18 protein-coding genes are annotated in these 17894 nt (G+C 58.8%); 13 read left to right on the forward strand and 5 right to left on the reverse strand.

Annotated elements, in window-relative coordinates; all coding sequences use genetic code 11:
* The first annotated feature begins 74 nt into the window (after positions 1-74).
* Positions 75-809: a metallophosphoesterase family protein gene (locus tag ACR0J0_RS15610; protein WP_480665071.1), complete on the forward strand. Its 735-nt coding sequence runs from the start codon at positions 75-77 to the stop codon at positions 807-809.
* Here the strand turns inward: ACR0J0_RS15610 and ACR0J0_RS15615 are convergent.
* The 3 genes from ACR0J0_RS15615 to ACR0J0_RS15625 all read right to left on the reverse strand — a co-directional run bounded on the left by ACR0J0_RS15615 (position 799) and on the right by ACR0J0_RS15625 (position 4486).
* Positions 799-2316: a malonate--CoA ligase gene (locus ACR0J0_RS15615; RefSeq protein ID WP_480665072.1), complete on the reverse strand. Its 1518-nt coding sequence runs from the start codon at positions 2314-2316 to the stop codon at positions 799-801. The genes ACR0J0_RS15610 and ACR0J0_RS15615 overlap by 11 nt on opposite strands.
* 83 nt (positions 2317-2399) lie before the next feature.
* Entirely contained in the window at positions 2400-3104 is a 705-nt protein-coding gene (locus ACR0J0_RS15620) for a GntR family transcriptional regulator (RefSeq protein WP_480665073.1), read from the reverse strand.
* A 26-nt stretch (positions 3105-3130) separates the two neighbouring features.
* Positions 3131-4486 carry a formimidoylglutamate deiminase gene (locus ACR0J0_RS15625; RefSeq protein ID WP_480665074.1) on the reverse strand — a complete coding sequence of 452 codons (1356 nt, stop codon included), beginning with the start codon at positions 4484-4486 and terminating at the stop codon, positions 3131-3133.
* 81 nt (positions 4487-4567) lie between these two features.
* On the opposite strand from ACR0J0_RS15625, the gene hutI reads away from it, so the two are divergent.
* From hutI to ACR0J0_RS15665, 8 genes are all read left to right on the forward strand, one after another.
* Positions 4568-5776 (forward strand): imidazolonepropionase, encoded by a 1209-nt coding sequence (gene hutI / locus ACR0J0_RS15630; protein ID WP_480665075.1) that lies wholly within the window; start codon positions 4568-4570, stop codon positions 5774-5776.
* Positions 5773-7308 (forward strand): histidine ammonia-lyase, encoded by a 1536-nt coding sequence (gene hutH, locus ACR0J0_RS15635; RefSeq protein ID WP_480665076.1) that lies wholly within the window; start codon positions 5773-5775, stop codon positions 7306-7308. Before hutI ends, hutH begins: the two co-directional genes overlap by 4 nt.
* Positions 7308-8126, forward strand: coding sequence for an N-formylglutamate deformylase (hutG, locus tag ACR0J0_RS15640; RefSeq protein ID WP_480665077.1), 819 nt, complete (start codon positions 7308-7310; stop codon positions 8124-8126). Before hutH ends, hutG begins: the two co-directional genes overlap by 1 nt.
* Positions 8123-9805: a urocanate hydratase gene (hutU, locus tag ACR0J0_RS15645; protein ID WP_480665078.1), complete on the forward strand. Its 1683-nt coding sequence runs from the start codon at positions 8123-8125 to the stop codon at positions 9803-9805. The genes hutG and hutU overlap by 4 nt, the downstream gene beginning before the upstream one ends.
* 68 nt (positions 9806-9873) lie before the next feature.
* The gene (serB, locus tag ACR0J0_RS15650) at positions 9874-10752 is read left to right on the forward strand and encodes a phosphoserine phosphatase SerB (RefSeq protein WP_480665079.1); all 879 of its coding nucleotides are present in this window, start codon (positions 9874-9876) and stop codon (positions 10750-10752) included.
* A 39-nt stretch (positions 10753-10791) separates the two neighbouring features.
* Positions 10792-11121 carry an ArsR/SmtB family transcription factor gene (locus ACR0J0_RS15655; RefSeq protein WP_480665080.1) on the forward strand — a complete coding sequence of 110 codons (330 nt, stop codon included), beginning with the start codon at positions 10792-10794 and terminating at the stop codon, positions 11119-11121.
* Positions 11109-11537 carry an SRPBCC family protein gene (locus tag ACR0J0_RS15660; protein WP_480665081.1) on the forward strand — a complete coding sequence of 143 codons (429 nt, stop codon included), beginning with the start codon at positions 11109-11111 and terminating at the stop codon, positions 11535-11537. Before ACR0J0_RS15655 ends, ACR0J0_RS15660 begins: the two co-directional genes overlap by 13 nt.
* Positions 11538-11560: 23 nt before the next feature.
* Positions 11561-11881: a YciI family protein gene (locus tag ACR0J0_RS15665; protein ID WP_480665082.1), complete on the forward strand. Its 321-nt coding sequence runs from the start codon at positions 11561-11563 to the stop codon at positions 11879-11881.
* Between the two features lie 5 nt (positions 11882-11886).
* On the opposite strand, the gene ACR0J0_RS15670 is transcribed toward ACR0J0_RS15665, so the two are convergent.
* Positions 11887-12885 carry an asparaginase gene (locus ACR0J0_RS15670; protein WP_480665083.1) on the reverse strand — a complete coding sequence of 333 codons (999 nt, stop codon included), beginning with the start codon at positions 12883-12885 and terminating at the stop codon, positions 11887-11889.
* Between the two features lie 178 nt (positions 12886-13063).
* Between ACR0J0_RS15670 and ACR0J0_RS15675 the strand changes: the two genes are divergently transcribed.
* From ACR0J0_RS15675 to ACR0J0_RS15690, 4 genes are all read left to right on the forward strand, one after another.
* Positions 13064-13597: an invasion associated locus B family protein gene (locus tag ACR0J0_RS15675; RefSeq protein WP_480665084.1), complete on the forward strand. Its 534-nt coding sequence runs from the start codon at positions 13064-13066 to the stop codon at positions 13595-13597.
* 82 nt (positions 13598-13679) lie between these two features.
* Positions 13680-14057 (forward strand): lysozyme inhibitor LprI family protein, encoded by a 378-nt coding sequence (locus ACR0J0_RS15680; RefSeq protein WP_480665085.1) that lies wholly within the window; start codon positions 13680-13682, stop codon positions 14055-14057.
* Between the two features lie 79 nt (positions 14058-14136).
* Complete coding sequence (rlmN, locus tag ACR0J0_RS15685; RefSeq protein WP_480665086.1) at positions 14137-15324, forward strand: dual-specificity RNA methyltransferase RlmN; 1188 nt, start codon at positions 14137-14139, stop codon at positions 15322-15324.
* A gap of 234 nt (positions 15325-15558) precedes the next feature.
* Positions 15559-16185, forward strand: a complete 627-nt coding sequence (locus ACR0J0_RS15690; protein WP_480665087.1) for a cytochrome P460 family protein — start codon at positions 15559-15561, stop codon at positions 16183-16185.
* 6 nt (positions 16186-16191) lie between these two features.
* Here the strand turns inward: ACR0J0_RS15690 and ACR0J0_RS15695 are convergent, their stop codons facing one another.
* Complete coding sequence (locus tag ACR0J0_RS15695; protein ID WP_480665088.1) at positions 16192-17850, reverse strand: U32 family peptidase; 1659 nt, start codon at positions 17848-17850, stop codon at positions 16192-16194.
* Between the last annotated feature and the right edge of the window lie 44 nt (positions 17851-17894).

Here is a 17894-nt window from a genome sequence, read left to right on the forward strand (position 1 = left end):
AAAGTGCGGGCATTGTCTTTTTTCTGCAAGCATGTTGCTGCCCAAGGCGGCTTACACTTTTTAGAGGCACCGTTTTGAGCTCCCCAGTTTACGCAATCGGCGACATTCATGGTCAGCTTGAGATGCTGCAACAGGCGCTGAGCCTGATCGAAGCCGACGGTGGGCCGGACGCCCACGTGGTGTTTCTGGGTGATTATGTGGACAGAGGGCCGGACAGCCGTGCTGTTCTGGACCTCTTGTCCGCAGAACACCGCGCCGGGCGGAACTGGGTCTTTTTGCTTGGCAATCACGACCGGATGTTTGCCCGCTTCCTGAACGATGGCTCCACGGCCGAGGCCAAACTGCGGGTAGGGGAACACTGGTTGCATCATCGTCTGGGCGGGGCAGAGACTTTGGCGTCATACGGCGTCGTATTCTCGGAGTATGACCGCATCTACCAGCTTCTTGAGCGGGTGCGCGATGTTGTTCCGAAAACCCATATCGAATTTCTGAACAGCCTTGTGACACATCATCAGGTAGGAGAGGTGTTCTTTGCCCATGCAGGCATTCGCCCCGGTGTCGCTTTGGCGGATCAAACCGAAGAGGATCTGGTTTGGATACGGGGCGAGTTTCTGAACGACCCGCGCCCGCATCCTTGTCTGATTGTCCACGGCCACACGCCCGCCCAACGGGCCGAGCATCTTGGCAACCGGATCAACCTGGACGGCGGTGCCGGGATGGGCCGACCACTGGTTCCGGCGGTGTTCGAGGGTCGCAACTGCTGGCTGTTAACCGAAAATGGTCGTGCGCCTTTGATCCCTAGCTCTTGACGAACAGATCCCTGAACTGTTCGCGCAGGGCGCTCTTCTGCACCTTACCCATCGTATTGCGCGGCAGTTCATCCAGTACGATCAGCTTTCGGGGATGCTTGAACCGCGCCAACTCGTTTTGAACATTGGACAGAATGGCATCAAGGTCTGGCGTCCCACCAGGCTCTGCCACCAAAAGGCCCAGCACCGTCTCGCCAAAATCAGGGTGCGGCACGCCAATCACGGCGCTTTCCAGCACACCGGACTGATCGTCCAGCACCAGTTCGATCTCTTTCGGATAGATATTGAACCCGCCTGAGATGATCAGGTCTTTGCCCCGACCGACGATATGGAGATAGCCGTCCTCGTCTACGCGCCCCAGATCGCCGGTGATAAAGAACCCGTCCGCACGCAACTCGGCGGCGGTTTTCTCAGGCATCTGCCAATAGCCTTCGAACACGTTTGGACCGCGTACTTCGATCATGCCGATCTCGCCCTGCGGCAGTGTTTCGCCCGTATCAGGGTCTGTTACCTTCAGCTCAACGCCCGGCAAAGGAAACCCGACAGTCCCTGCGCGGCGTTCACCGTCATAGGGGTTCGAGGTGTTCATGTTGGTTTCGGTCATTCCATAGCGTTCAAGGATGCGGTGACCGGTGCGCGCCTCAAACCGTTCATGGGTTTCGGCTAGCAAAGGGGCCGAGCCCGAGATGAACAGCCGCATATGCCGCGCCAGATCGCCGGTAAAGCGCTCATCCACCAACAGGCGGGTATAGAAAGTCGGCACACCCATCATCGAGGTTGCCTGGGGCATAAGCCGCAGGACGTCATCCAGATCGAATTTCGGCAGAAAGATCATTGACCCGCCTGAGGCCAGAATGATGTTCGTCGCGACAAACAGCCCATGTGTGTGAAAGATCGGCAGGGCATGCAGCAGCACGTCTTCCTTGGTAAATCGCCATTCCTGGACCAGCGTCTCGGCATTGGACAACAGGTTTGCCTGAGTCAGCATTGCGCCCTTGGACCGTCCGGTTGTGCCAGAGGTATAGAGAAAGGCGGCAAGGTCGTCCTCGGCCCTCTTCACCGGTGCAAATGCCGGCAGCATTCCCAAAGCCCGGCGCATGAGGCTGCCCGATCCGTCGGCGTTTAGCGTCTCTAACCTGGCGTTTTGCGCCTCAGCGATCGGTGTCAGTTCTGCCTCGCTGGCGGTATCGCAAACCACCAATGCCGCGCCGCTGTTTTCGATGAAATAACTGAGTTCCACTGATTTGTAGGCAGTATTCAGCGGCAAAAAAATCACCCCGGTCAGTGCGCAGGCCGCGTATAGGGCCAAAGCCTCGGGTGACTTTTCCACCTGAACCGCAACCCGGTCGCCGGGCTCAAGCTCAAACCCGGTCAACGCATTGGCGATCCGGGCGGTCATGTCCAGAAATGCGGCGTGGGAGATGATTTGGCCGTCAGGCAGATGCAGGAATGGCGTGTCCTTTCCTGCATGAATACCAAACAGTCGATCATACAGAGGGTTGCCCATCCCATAGTTCCTTCGCACTGGACCAAATTGCGCTGAATCTGGCGTGGATTAGAAAGACGGTAAAGCGGAAATCGCAGACAAACTCAGAACTGTGTGGTCATGCGGTACCCGGCGGCAAAGTACATCTTCGCGAAAGTGACCGGCTGCCCCTCCAGCCACGTGATACGCTCGCCCGTGAACACCGGTTCGCCCACAGGGACGTCCAGGAACCCCGCCACTGTTTCATCCGCACGGCTGGCCAGGAAACTCAGCTCAACATTGGTGAATGGAACGGTTTGGATCAGCCATTCGTTCGGACCGATGGCAGCAAAATCCGCCTCAGCCACTTGCGGAACCGAGTCGATGACGATCCAGCGATCCTCGTATTGGAACGGCGTGTTGCCGTTGAAATGCATGCAGCGCACTTGCATGACGCTTTGATCCGGCTTTAAGGCAAGACGCGCACGCAGCCAATCGGGGGCGTTCGTGACCTCCGATGAAACCAACGCATAGCGATAGGTGCCGCCCAGCGCCTCAACCTCGTCCCGCACCATTGGGATCGTAAAGCGGGCCTGCCGTTGCGGTGCGCTCAGAACGCGCGTGCCAGCTTTCCGGCGCCGCTCCAGATACCCTTCCTCGGCCAGTTCTCGCAACGCGCGGTTCACTGTGGTCCGGGTGCACGAGAATTCGACGGCAAGGTCCTGTTCATTCGGCAGCAGAGAGTCGGGCCGCCACCGCCCCGACCGAATGCGCGCCAGCACGGTTTCTTTGATGTCCCTGTAGCTGGTGGTTTCCGTCGGTTGAGTCATGTGCCTGCTTTCTTTGATAGGTCGGTTTAGACGTCGGCTAGTAGATCGGCAATTGCTGACCGATAGGCGGGGACGATCCTGTCCCGGTTTACGTGGCGGCCTTGCTGCACCATGTGCCTTCCGGCAGACCAAAGATCCGTCACCAACCCATCCGGGGCAGCAAAACAAAGGCCGTCCAGCAATTGCTGGTCGGTCAACGCGCACAGCGTGGGATGAGTCCGGTCGATTGCAACGAGGTCCGCCAGTTTACCGACAGCGATCTCCCCGGCATTCCGCCCCAACGCTTGCGCACCCCCTGACGCGGCCCCGGTGTAGAGCGCATTACCGACCGACCCTTCGTCCTTGACCAGAATAGTTCGTGCTTGGTCTCTCAACCGTTGCGAATACTCCAGCGTCCGCAGCTCCTCAGGTAGGGAAATCCTTATATTAGAGTCTGATCCAACGCCAAATCGTCCGCCTTCGCTGACGTATACAGCCCCGTTGAAGATACCGTCGCCCAGATTGGCCTCGGTGATCGGACATAGTCCCGCAACCGCGCTAGACTGCGCCAGGGCACGGGTTTCTTCGTTCGTCATGTGGGTTGCATGGATCAGGCACCACTTATGGTCGACCTCTGCGTTGTCCAGCAACCAGGCAACGGGACGCTGACCCAAAGCAGCTTCGACATCGGCGACCTCTTTGACCTGTTCCGCGATGTGAATGTGCACCGGACCATCAGGAGTGGCATGCAGGACATTCTGCAAATCTGCAGGCGACGTCGCCCGCAGGGAGTGCGGAGCAATCCCGATGACGGAGTCGGTATTAGGCAGCGCTGCTCGGCACTCCTCAACCAGATGCAAGAACCGATCCGGCGCATTGCCAAATCGTAATTGTCCGCCGGTTAGTGGTTGCTGCTCGACGCCGCCGTAAGTGTAGAGAACGGGAAGGTGGGTCAGCCCGATACCGGAAAGGGCGGCCGCAGAAAAAACGCGCTGGCTGAGTTCGGACAATCGGTCGTAAGGCGTTCCTCCCGGTTGGTGATGGACATAATGAAACTCGCCGACCGAGGCATATCCGGCCTCCTGCATCTCCATATAGACCAGCGCGGCAATGGCTTCGACGTGATTCGGGGTCAACGTGTCCAGGAATCGATACATCAGAGTGCGCCAGGTCCAAAAGCTTTCGCGCCCCGCGGCACGGACCTCGGTCATGCCGGCCATGGCGCGTTGAAACGCATGGCTGTGCAGGTTGCCCAGTGCCGGAAGCAGCACATCAACTTGTGTGTCACCGCGCAGCGCAGGTGTTCCGGTCTGCACTTTCTGAATCTGCCCCTGCTCGATTTCTATCCGCAAATTGCTGACCCAATCAGAGCCTAACAAAGCGGTTTTTGCGTGGATCGTCATTGTATTTCCATTTTGTGTAGACTTTAAACCTTTATACGTATACGAAAAATCCAATCGCAAAGGGAGCCCAAAAGAATCGTCATGGTGAAAAAATCTGTTCTTTTCAGCACGCGCGTGGCGACCATGGTCCATGGGGATGAGCCTTACGGGATGGTTAAGGATGCGGCGCTTGCCGTCGACGGCGGAAAAATCGTTTGGATTGGGCCTAAAACTGCGCTGCCCGCAAAATATGACGATTGGTCTGTGACGGATTACGGCGACCGGCTGATCACGCCCGCTCTGATCGATGCCCACACACATGTGGTGTTCGGCGGAAACAGAGCGGTCGAGTTCGAAATGCGCCTGAAAGGGGCCTCATACGAGGAAATCGCGCGCGCGGGCGGCGGCATTCTGTCCACAGTCACCGCGACGCGTTTGGCCAGTGAGGATGAACTGCTGGCGGATGCCCTGACCCGAGTGGATGCGTTGCTGGCCGAAGGGGTGTCCTGCATCGAGGTCAAATCGGGTTACGGGCTGGACACGGATACCGAGCTTAAGATGTTGCGCGTTGCGCGCCGGATCGCCAAAGCACGCCCGTTTCGCGTAAAGAACAGCTTTCTGGGCGCGCATGCGGTGCCGCCCGAGTACAAAGCGCACCCGGACGACTACATTGACAACGTTTGTATTCCCACACTGCGCCAGGCCCATGAAGAAGGGTTGGTGGATGCCGTAGACGGTTTTTGCGAAGGAATCGCCTTTGATCCGGCGCAAATTGCTCGGATCTTTGATGTCGCAAAGGAATTGAACCTTCCGGTCAAATTGCATGCGGAACAACTTTCGAATCTGGGCGGCGCGGCGCTGGCGGCCTCGTACGGCGCGTTGTCTGCAGATCACATCGAGTATCTCGACGAGGAAGGCGTGTCTGCAATGGCACAGGCAGGCACCGTGGGAGTACTGCTGCCCGGGGCGTTCTACACACTGCGCGAGACACAGGTGCCGCCAGTTGAACTGCTACGCCAGTACGGGGTTCCAATTGCACTGGCGACCGATTGCAACCCAGGATCGTCGCCGCTGACGTCCTTGTTGCTCACCATGAACATGGCCTGCACGCTGTTCCGCCTGACACCCGAAGAGGCGTTGGCCGGTGTTACGCGTCACGCCGCGCAAGCGCTCGGGTTGCAAGACACGGGAACGATCGCCTCAGACCAGCGCTCGGATCTGGCAGTCTGGGATGTCGAGCACCCGGCAGAACTGTCCTACCGCATTGGATTCAATCCATTACACACGCGCATTTTCGGAGGTTCGGCATGAAGGCCCTCTCGCTTGTCCCGGGGCAGGTTTCGCTGTCTGATCTGGCAGAGGTTTACTGGAACCAAACATCCGTATCACTGGACCCTGCGTGCAGACCCGTGGTGGAAGCTGCGGCTCGGCGAATTCTGGACGCTGCAGCGGGTGTAGAGCCTGTTTATGGCGTCAACACCGGGTTCGGCAAACTGGCAAGCCACAAGATTGCCGCCAAAGATACTTCGACCCTTCAACGCAACCTGATCCTCAGCCATTGCTGCGGCGTCGGGCCCGCTGTGTCGCGCCGTGTGACCCGATTGATGATGACCCTGAAGTTGCTGTCTTTTGGCCGTGGCGCATCGGGCGTTCGTTGGGAACTGATCAAACTGCTGCAACAGATGCTGGCCAAAGGCGTTACGCCGGTGATCCCGGCCCAAGGCTCCGTCGGTGCATCTGGTGACCTTGCGCCGCTGGCCCATATGACCGCTGTCGTCATCGGGTCAGGGGAAGCAGAGGTTAATGGTTCGGTCTTGCCGGGTGAAGTGGCGCTGAAATCCGTCGGTTTAGAGCCTATTGAGCTGGGTCCGAAAGAAGGTTTGGCCTTTATCAACGGTACCCAGTTTTCGACCGCGTTTGCGCTTGCGGGTCTGTTTGAAGCATGGCGCGCTGCCCAGAGCGCGCTTGTCATTTCGGCCCTGTCGACAGATGCCATCATGGGGTCCACCGCACCGCTGCAACCTGAGATCCACACTCTGCGCGGTCATCGCGGCCAGACCGAGGCCGCCAGCGCCATGCGTGCCACGCTAGCGGGTTCCGAGATCCGCGAAAGCCACCGGGATGGTGATACCCGCGTGCAGGATCCTTATTGCATCCGGTGCCAACCGCAGGTCACGGGCGCGGCTATGGACGTCATGCGTCAGGCCGCGGCTACGCTTGAGATCGAGGCGAACGCTGCCACCGACAACCCCCTTGTGCTGACTGAAGCGGGGATCATCGTGTCAGGTGGTAACTTCCATGCAGAACCGGTTGGCTTTGCCGCCGACATGATCGCGTTAGCCCTGTCCGAGGTCGGAGCGATCGCACAGCGTCGCATCGCGTTGATGGTGGACCCGACGCTCAGCTTTGACCTGCCGCCTTTCCTGACACCAGACCCAGGCCTGAACTCGGGTCTGATGATTGCAGAGGTCACCACTGCTGCGCTGATGAGCGAAAACAAGCACCTCGCCAACCCTTGTGTCACCGACAGCACCCCGACCTCGGCCAATCAGGAGGATCACGTGTCCATGGCCGCGCATGGTGCGCGACGTCTGACACGGATGGTCGAGAACCTGAACTACATTCTGGGCGTCGAACTGCTGTGCGCGGCGCAGGGGGTGGAGTTTCGCGGGCCCTTGGCAACCAGCGAGCCATTGCAGCAAGTGATCAACAGGCTCCGGGCGGATATCCCGCCGCTGGCAGAGGACCGCTATTTGGCGCCGGAACTGGAAACCTCCAAGCAACTGGTGGCCGGGGGTGAGATTCTCGGGGCCGTGGGCACTCCGATGCCGGAGTTGTTCTGATGCAGGTCCTCAGCGTTCAGCGTGGGGATGGACCTGTTGTGTTGGGGCAACCCCATGGCGGCACCCATGTACCAGCCGAAATAGCGACTCGTCTGAATGATACCGGGCGCGGATTGGCAGATACGGATTGGCACATAAACAGGCTCTATGAAGGGCTTTTTGATAGCGCAACGGTCGTACGCTCCCATGTCCACCGTTATGTTGTCGACTCGAACCGAGACCCTGCCGGGTCCTCGCTGTATCCGGGACAGAACTCGACGACCTTGGTGCCCCTGACCGATTTTGACGGGCAGCCGATCTGGCATCCGGGCCAAGAGCCGTCCGAGGATGAGGTTGAGGACAGGCGGCGAAAGTACCACGCACCTTATCATGCTGCCTTGCTGGAAGAACTGACCAGAGTGCGGGACACGCACGGCGTGGCGATCCTGTTTGACTGCCACTCGATCCGTTCGGTGATCCCGTTTCTGTTCGAGGGCGAATTACCGGTGTTCAATACCGGAACGAATGACGGACAGACCTGCGATCCGGCCATTGAGCAGGCCATTCACGAGGTTGCGGCCGCTGCGAACGGGTATGATGCGGTCCTGAACGGTCGCTTCCGCGGCGGCTGGACCACCCGACACTATGGCCGCCCTTCAGAGGGGTTCCATGCCGTCCAGATGGAGATCGCACAGCGGGCCTATATGGATGAAACGCCCCCTTGGACATGGCGTGAAGATCGTGCCGAGAACCTACGCCCTCATCTGAAAACGATGCTGACCCGCCTTAATGAACTTGCCCTATCGGGCGCATTGACCGCACAAGGAGCCCAGAAATGAGCGATCCGCGCAAGAACACCCGCGACATCTATCCGCCAACCGGCCCCGAGTTGAACGCCAAAAGCTGGGTGACCGAGGCTCCGCTGCGGATGCTTATGAACAACTTGCACCCGGACGTGGCCGAAAACCCGCACGAGCTGGTGGTCTATGGCGGCATCGGGCGCGCGGCCCGCACGTGGAAAGATTTCGACACTATTGTTGCCGGTTTGAAGGATTTGGAAGAGGACGAGACGCTGATCGTCCAGTCCGGCAAGCCTGTCGCGATCATCAAGACGCACAAGGATGCACCGCGGGTGCTGATCGCCAATTCCAACCTTGTGCCGCATTGGGCGACCTGGGATCACTTCAACGAGCTCGATAAGAAAGGCCTGATGATGTACGGCCAGATGACGGCTGGCTCGTGGATTTACATCGGAACACAAGGCATCGTCCAAGGCACCTATGAAACATTTGCTGAGGCAGGTCGTCAGCACTATGACGGCGACTTGACTGGCAAATGGATTTTGACCGGTGGGCTGGGCGGCATGGGCGGCGCGCAACCCTTGGCCGCTGTATTTGCTGGAGCTTGCTGTCTGGCCGTCGAATGCAACCCGGACAGCATCGATTTCCGCCTGCGCACGAAATACCTAGACGAAAAGGCGGAAACGCTGGATGAGGCGCTCGAGATGATCGACCACTGGACCAAAGCGGGTGAGGCGAAGTCGGTCGGTCTGCTGGGCAACGCGGCAGAGATTTTCCCCGAGATTTACCGTCGGATGGCCGAAGGTGGCATGCGTCCGGATATCGTCACCGATCAGACCAGCGCACATGACCCGATCAACGGCTATCTTCCGCTGGGCTGGACCATGGGAGAGTGGCGCGAGAAGCGTGAAACAGACCCTAAAGCGGTGGAAAAGGCTGCTCGTGCCTCGATGAAACAGCACGTGTCCGCGATGGTCGATTTCTGGAACGCCGGTGTGCCGACACTAGATTACGGAAACAACATCCGGCAGGTGGCGCAGGATGAGGGTCTTGAGAATGCATTTGCCTTCCCGGGTTTCGTGCCCGCCTATATCCGTCCGCTGTTCTGCAAAGGGATCGGCCCGTTCCGCTGGTGTGCCCTGTCCGGCGATCCCGAGGACATCTACAAGACCGACGCAAAGATGAAGGAGTTGTTTCCCGAGAACGACCATCTTCATCGCTGGCTCGACATGGCGCAAGAACGGATCGCGTTTCAGGGTCTGCCCGCACGGATTTGCTGGATTGGTCTGGGTGACCGGCACCGCGCTGGGCTGGCCTTCAACGAAATGGTCGCCAATGGCGAGTTGAAAGCGCCGGTTGTGATCGGTCGGGATCACCTGGATTCGGGGTCGGTGGCAAGTCCAAACCGCGAGACCGAGGCGATGCTGGACGGCTCGGACGCGGTCTCGGATTGGCCGCTGCTGAACGCGCTGATCAATACGGCGAGTGGTGCAACCTGGGTCTCCCTGCACCACGGCGGTGGTGTCGGAATGGGCTTTAGCCAGCACGCGGGCGTTGTGATCTGCGCTGATGGCACCGAGGATGCTGCGCGGCGGTTGGAGCGGGTTCTGTGGAACGACCCGGCCTCGGGTGTGTGGCGCCATGCGGACGCCGGGTATGACATCGCCAAGGATTGTGCCCGTGAACATGGGCTGCGTCTGCCGGGTATCTTGGGCTAGTTCGAAACTGTCTCTGGCGAAAATGCTGCACCTGCGATATGCGCAGGTGAGCTTGCCGGAGATCGAACATGTACGTTGCCACCCTGTTGACCAACCCCAACGCGCCGACCCTGGAACTCTCGTTGGTCGAGTCCTTGCGAAACGCATGGGGTGGGGGTGAGATCGTTTGGCTCAGCCCGGATGAGGCAGCAGAGTTCGCACTGGCCGAGATGCCGGGCAACCACTGGGATGTCTGGGCGGACCTGCAGCAGATGGGCGTGGATCTGGTTGTCCAACAAGCCGAGGGGCGTCGCAAAAAGATGCTGCTGGCCGATATGGACAGCACCATGATCCAGCAGGAGTGCATTGACGAACTGGCGGATGAGGCCGGCGTCGGCGACCGCGTCAAAGACATCACCGCGCGCGCGATGAATGGCGAGTTGGATTTCGAAGGCGCACTGACTGAACGGGTCGGATTGCTGGAAGGTTTGGATGAGGCGGTGATTGGCAAGGTTCTGGACGAACGCATCACGCTGATGCCGGGCGGCAAGGAACTGGTCGCCACGATGCGCCAGAACGGAAGCTATGCCGCATTGGTATCTGGCGGATTTACAGCTTTCACGGCGAAGGTGGCCGAGTCGCTGGGCTTTGACGAAAACCGCGCCAACACTTTGCTGGCCGAAGACGGGAAGCTGACGGGTGATGTACTGCGGCCCATTCTGGGGCGGCAGGCAAAGGTAGATGCGTTGGAACAAATCACGGCGCGTTTGGGTCTGGCTGAGGCAGATGTTCTGGCTGTCGGAGATGGGGCGAATGATCTGGGGATGCTGCACCGAGCGGGAACAGGCGTCGCGCTCCACGCCAAGCCCACGGTTGCCGAGCAATGCGAGGTTCGGGTCAATCACGGGGATCTGACAGCATTGCTGTATGTGCAAGGCTACAGTCGATCGGAGTTTGTGGCCGACTAAGGGCTTTCCATTATTTAACTCTTGTGTTAAATAATGATAATGAACACACTGTTAAATGCTTTTTCTGCTTTGTCCGATTCCACTCGGTTCTCGATTGTCGAGCAGCTGATGCAAGACGGCGAACTGCCCGCCGGTGATTTGATCCAAGGGCGCGGCATGTCAGGTGCCGCAATCTCGCGCCATCTGAAAGTGCTGCGCGAGGCCGGGCTGGTGCAACAGCGCGTCCAGGGCACCCAGCGGATGTATTCTATCCAACCCGATGGGCTGCGGGCGATTGCCGAATGGACCATTTCAAAACGTCAGTTCTGGGAAAGCAGCCTTGATCGTCTGGGCGACCTCATTGAAAGGGAAAATTCATGGCCGACCTGAAATTGGAACGTGAGTTCCCTACCAGCCCCGAAAACCTGTTTGCATGGATCAGCGATGGCGCCAAGCTGCTGCAGTGGTGGGGGCCAGAGGGAGTGCATGTGCCCGAGCATAATCTGGATTTCTCGCGCACGGGGCCATGGTATTCGGTGATGAAGAACGCCGAGGGTCAGACATTCAAGGTGTCGGGGCATGTGACCCATGTTGATCCACCCAATTCCGTCGGTTTCACCTGGGCCTGGCATGATGATCAGGATCAACGCGGGGCGGAAAGCCATGTGACCTTCGCGGTCATAGCAACAGAAAACGGCGCGCGGCTGGTTCTGGACCATCGTGAACTGGCCGATGCCGAGGCCGCCGCGAACCACAATTCCGGCTGGACCTCGTCGCTGCGCAAGCTTGAGGCGCAGCTGGTTTAGGAATTCATCAGGGAGGAAATACAATGCCACAGTATTTATTTGTTTATCACGGCGGAAGTACACCGACTGACCCCGCCGAAGTCGAATCAACCATGGCCGCTTGGGGTGCTTGGTTTCAGAACATGGGCGAAGCGCTGGACATCCCTGGCAACCCGGTTGGTCAGTCCTATACCGTCAGCTCCGGCGGTGTTGTTGACAATGGCGGCGCCAACCCGGCGTCAGGCTTTACCGTCATCAAGGCGGACAGTATTGATGCCGCAACCCAAATGGCCAAAGGCTGCCCGATGGTTGTCAACGGCTCAGGTTCGGTCGAAGTCGCCGAGGTGCACGAGATCGAGATGTGATGACCTTAGCCGGGGAACCCCGGCGCAGGTCGGATCACGCCGCATTCCAGCCCGCGACGGCTGTACTGTATGGCGTTCATGAATTTGCGGGTGGCCGGGTGATCGGCCTCCAGCACACCGAGGCTGACCAGAATGGCGGCTATTGCGCATTCGCTGGCGCGGGTTGTGCCGTCGGTGATTTTTAGCGCGACCCCCAGTTTCTTCTCAGGAATGATGGCGACGAACACCGCCTCGGCCCCGGTCTTGATCGCGGCGCGACCGTTCATGGCGCGCATCAACTCGGTGCAGGCGCGGCTTTCACCGGCAACAAGTTCAGGGTGTTTGATCATGGCAGCGGTCAACTGCTGAGCCGCGTCGCTGGCCCGGTCAGACCGGTCGGCAGCTGACGCAAACCACGCCATCGAACGCGCGAGACCCACCAGCGAAGTGGCAAAGTTCGGTGCCGAACAGCCGTCAATCCCATAAGCCGGGCTGGTTTCGCCGGTGGTTTCTTCAAGCGCGGACAGGCAGGCCTGCTGAACGGGGTGGTCGATTTCCAGATACTCCGGTCCGGCTCCCATATGCTGGGCGACGGTGAGAAACCCGCAATGCTTGCCTGAACAATTGTTGTGGATCTGGCAGGGCGTATCATCGGCAAGGATCAGCCCGTCGCGCGCGGCCATGTCCTGCGGCTCCTGCGGACCGCAGCGCAAATCGTGCTCGTTCAAGCCAAGGTGGTCCAGCCATGCCGACACGCGGTCCGTATGGATATGGGCACCGCTATGCGAGGCGCAGGCCAGCGCCAGTTGCTCGGAGTTCAGTCCGTATTTCGCGGCCGCGCCCGAGGTGATCAGGGGCAATGCCTGTATCATCTTGGCCGAGGACCGGGGGTAGATTACAGCTTGCGGATCGCCCCAGCTTTGCACGATCTGTCCGGTGTCATCACAGATCACCGCATGCCCCCTATGCAGGCTTTCCAGCAAGGGCCCGCGCCACAATTCAGTCATTGGTATGGGCTGTGTCATCTGGACCTCCGGTTTTATGCGCAAAAATCTGCCAATCGCCCTTTCGCCTGTGGCGAAACCTGCGTTAGTGTGTGTATGTCGACAATCATCGGAATACGCAACTTACAGACGAACCGGCAGAGTTCGTACGCATATCCGGTGGGTATGAGGTATTAGGTCGAGCTAGGAGGCTGGACAGATGGGATCAAAACTCGTCCGCATGATCGCGGGCCTGTGCGTGGCGGGGATGGCCACAACCGCAACCGCTCAGCAGGCGACCAGCACCAATCGCGTGGCAGCCAAGACGGATTGGAGCGTTTTCGTCGAAGACGATCCCACCGAATGCTGGAGCGTGTCCGCCCCAAAGGAAACCGTAAACACCCGCGGTGGCCGTGTGGTATCCGTGCGCCGCAGCGATATTCTGTTGTTCGTCTTCTACCGCCCGAATGCCGAGGTCAAAGGTCAGGTCACCTTTACCGGCGGCTACCCCTTTGCGGCAGGATCGACCGTGAATCTTGAGATCGACGGGTCCGAATTCGCGCTGATTACCGAAGGCGAATGGGCATGGCCAGCGACGGAAGGCGAAGACCTGAAGGTCGTCGCAGCCATGAAGCGCGGCACCGAGGCTGTTCTGACCGCCCGGTCCGAGCGTGGCACGCAGACCAAAGACACGTTCTCTCTGCTGGGCTTTACGGCCGCGATTGAAGACGCCGAAAAGCGCTGTACCAACTGATCCGGACAGAAATTCGCGGGCCCTTCGCGATCCTGTGTTAGCCTTGCGCCAACACAGACATTTCTGATTGACGAGGTCCGCCATGCGTTTCGCCGCCCTTCTTTGTTTTGCTCCGTTTGCCGTATTTGCCGATCCCACCTTGGAATGCACAGATGCAGGCTCGCAGGTTGAGATCGGCGCTTGCGTGTCCAAAATGGAAGAGCGTGTGAATCAAGCGCTGGCCGAAAGTTACTCTTTTGCCTTGGCCGCGGCGCAGGAGCTGGACGAGGTGACAGGCCGCGTTGTGGCCCAGCCCGCGCTTGAGACATCGCAGAACTCTTGGGAGGCTTACCGCGATGCGCAATGCGAGGCGGTGGGTGCCTGGTTCGGAGGTGGATCGGGAACAGGTATTGGTATCACCTCCTGCAGGGTGGATCTGGGCCGAGAGCGTGTGGACGAATTGCTGCGCATGGCAAATTAAGCGTCACGATTTCTTTTGATCTTTGCGCGCGATCCTATATAGAGGCGCATCCCAAGCCAGAATCCGTTGAGATAGCCACATGTCGCCCAAAGCGCCGATCACTCAAGACGTCATGACCATCCCCCGCAAATTGCCGGAGGGGAAGGTAAACCTTGTCGGCCTGACCCGCGATCAGTTGCGCGCGGTTCTGATCGAACACGGCACGCCGGAAAAGCAGGCCAAGATGCGCACAGGTCAGATCTGGCAGTGGATTTACCAGTGGGGCGTGCGCGACTTTGCCGAGATGACTAACCTTGCCAAAGCTTATCGCGCGCAGCTGGCCGAGAGTTTTGTGATCGAAATCCCCGAGGTCGTGACGCGTCAGGTGTCCGAGGACGGTACCCGTAAGTATCTGTGCCGAATCGCGGGCGGGCACGAGGTTGAAGTGGTTTACATCCCCGAGGAAGATCGGGGCACGCTGTGCATCTCGTCTCAGGTGGGATGTACGCTGACTTGTTCATTCTGCCATACGGGCACGCAGAAACTGGTGCGCAACCTGACGGCGGCAGAGATTGTCGGTCAGGTGATGATGGCCCGCGACGATCTTGAGGAATGGCCGACGCCCGGCGCGCCCAAGGACGAAACGCGCCTGTTGTCGAATATCGTTCTGATGGGCATGGGCGAGCCGCTCTATAACTTTGAAAACGTCCGCGACGCGATGAAGATCGCGATGGACCCCGAGGGGATTTCTCTGTCACGCCGTCGGATTACCCTGTCGACCTCGGGTGTCGTGCCAGAAATCGCGCGGACGGCTGAGGAAATCGGCTGCTTGTTGGCGATTTCCTTCCACGCCACGACAGATGAAACCCGCGATGTGCTGGTGCCGATCAACAAGCGCTGGAACATCGAAGAGCTGCTGCAAGCGCTGGCGAGCTATCCCAAAGCGTCGAATTCCGAGCGGATCACCTTTGAATACGTGATGCTGGATGGGGTGAACGACAGCGATGAGGACGCGCGCCGTTTGATCGATCACATCAAGCGCCACAACATTCCGGCCAAGATCAACCTGATTCCGTTCAACGAATGGCCCGGCGCACCCTACAAGCGCAGTTCCAACAATCGCATCCGGGCGTTTGCGAACATCATCTATCAGGCCGGCTATGCCTCACCCATCCGCAAAACGCGCGGCGAGGACATCATGGCAGCTTGTGGTCAGTTGAAATCGGCCACCGAGCGCGCCCGAAAGTCGCGTAAACAGATCGCAGCCGAGGCGGGATTGCAAAGCTGAACTGTACAACCTGTGTGCAACGCCCATTAAGAAATTAATGTTTGGGCCGCTGTTTTTTGTATGCACAATTTGATATATTTGCAGGGCCAGAGCCGGATGGGGATGGCTCACTTTCGCGCACAAAGCAGTGAGAGTTGCAATCCGGTTGTGGCGCGTTTGTTCAGGGCCGCTATCTTTTTCAAGACGTAACATGCGGCGTTCAGGCGAACCTTACGAACCGGGTGGGCCAAGTAAATGATTTTGCGATTAAGAAATCTGTTTTCAAACTTTCTTTTGGCTTTGCTTTCAGCGGGCCTTGCTGCGGCGGTTGCCGATGCTCAATCCACGGACGAGGACGCACATCTTGCCATTGAAAATCCTGCGGATCTGACCAAAGAAGAAGCGTTGCGCATATATGAGTCCCTGCAACGCCGGATGGAACGCGGATATGCAGCCGCACAGTTGGATTTGTTGATGAACTACCAGGCGTGGCCTTTGTTTAATGATGCGCCCTATATCTCGGCCACCCATGGTCAGCGCTATGTGAACAGCTACGCCAATCGCATGGCCCACAACTATGGCACCTTGGCTGAGGGGGAAAAGCTGCCGATGGGGTCGGTGCTGGCTAAGGACAGTGTAACCGTCACCGATGAGGGCAACGTCCACCCAGGGGCTCTGTTCGTGATGGAAAAGCTGCCCGAAGGCACGAGCCCGGAAACGGCAGACTGGCGCTATATCATGGTGATGCCGGATGGATCATTATTCGGCGACACGATGGGCGCACGTGCAGGTGCCGTCGCCTACTGCCACGAATGCCACGAAGCGGTCGCGGACCGGGATTACACGTTCTTCGTTCCCGAAGAATACGTCGTCGGCAACTGAGCGCAGTCAGACAGCGTCACCCGGCAACTTCAGCGCCGTGGCTTCGCTGCGGCTGAGTTGTTCGCCTTGTTTGCGTTTCGACAGCACTTCCCGTGCCAACGCGTATTTTTCGTCCTGCCAGAAGATCAGGCAGCCGTTGCACCCTTTGCCGCAGCAACCCTCGGTGCCGATGCGGTTGGTCTTGAACCGGCGTTCGTTGCCATCCTCACCGATCTTTCCCACCAACTCGTCGCGGCGGCGGGCATAGGCGTTGGGGTTGTCACGGCCCGAGGTTTCCAGCCCTTGCACCAGCTTGTCAAAGCGGATGCGGCTCCAGTGTTCATCGGTCAGTGCGCGTTCCTTGCGCAGCACGGAATAGACAGGGAACCGGGCACGCAAGTCGTCGATATCTTCGTGATCGAACAGGGTGAAGGGCATGCGGATGACAGTTTTGGTGCTGCCATGAACCACGTCCAGCCGCGCTCCGTCATCGGCGCGTTCGAAATCATAGACCCGCAGCAGAACTGTGTCGCGCGAGATGGGTGAGACGAAATCCAGCACATCGCCTGGTTCCAGCTTGTTCTTCACCTCGACCAGAAACGCATCCTCGGTCACTTCGGTGACAATACCGGCATATTCCCACTGGGCGATTGAGGCCGTGTGTTCATAGTCATGCGCATAGTTTGTTAGGCGACCCTCATGGAAGGCCAGCGTGTAGCCACGGTTCCCGACTGTTTCGAGTTCGCGCATATAGGGCTTCGGGTCCCAGTTCTCGGGGTCCGCGTGGTAATCGTCGATGGCCATCCGATAGGCGCGGGCGACGACGGCAGCGTAATATTCCGATTTGCCTCGCCCTTCGACCTTGAGGCTGTCGACGCCGATCTTCAGGTACTCATCCAGTTTCGGCATAATACACAGATCGCGCGAGTTCAGGATGTACGAGCCGCGATCATCCTCTTCGATGGGCATCAGATCCCCCGGGCGGCAACCTTCCTCGAGTAGAAATTCGAACAGGTCGGCGTTTTCCTCGGTGATGCGCAACTCCTGATGCGTGCCATCCTTGAGGCGCAGCTTCAGGCCATAGTTCCAGCGGCAGGAATTGGCGCAGTTGCCCTGATTGGCACCACGCTCGGCCATGAAGTTCGACAGCAGGCAGCGGCCCGAATAAGTCATGCACATGGCACCGTGAACAAAGGCCTCAAGTTTGATATCGGGGCATTTCTCGCGGATTTCGACCAGTTCGGGGTAGGAAACCTCGCGGGCCAGAACCACCAACTCGGCCCCCTGATCCTGCCAGAATTTCACCGAGAGCCAGGAGCAGATATTGGCCTGGGTCGAGATATGCAGCGGCAGTTCGGGCGCGCGTTCGCGGACATATTGGAACACACCGGGGTCGGCGATGATCAGCCCGTCGGGTTTCACCTTGCGCACCGTGTCGATGTATTCGTCCAGCTTCGGGATGTCCTTGTTGTGCGAGAACAGGTTCAGCGTCAGATAGGCGCGCCGACCATGTCGGTGGCAGAACTCGACCCCTTCGATCACCTCTTCCAGCGAGAATTCGGATTTCGTGCGCAGCGACATGTCCGGTGTACCCAAATACACGGCGTCCGCCCCGTAGAGGATGGCGAGTTTCAATTTGCGCAGATTGCCCGCAGGCATCAGCAATTCGGATCTGGACTGGGTCATGAGCGTACCGGGCGTTGGATCAAGGGAGCCTTTTACGGTAAATC

Source organism: Ruegeria sp. BF12 (genome assembly GCF_056538705.1).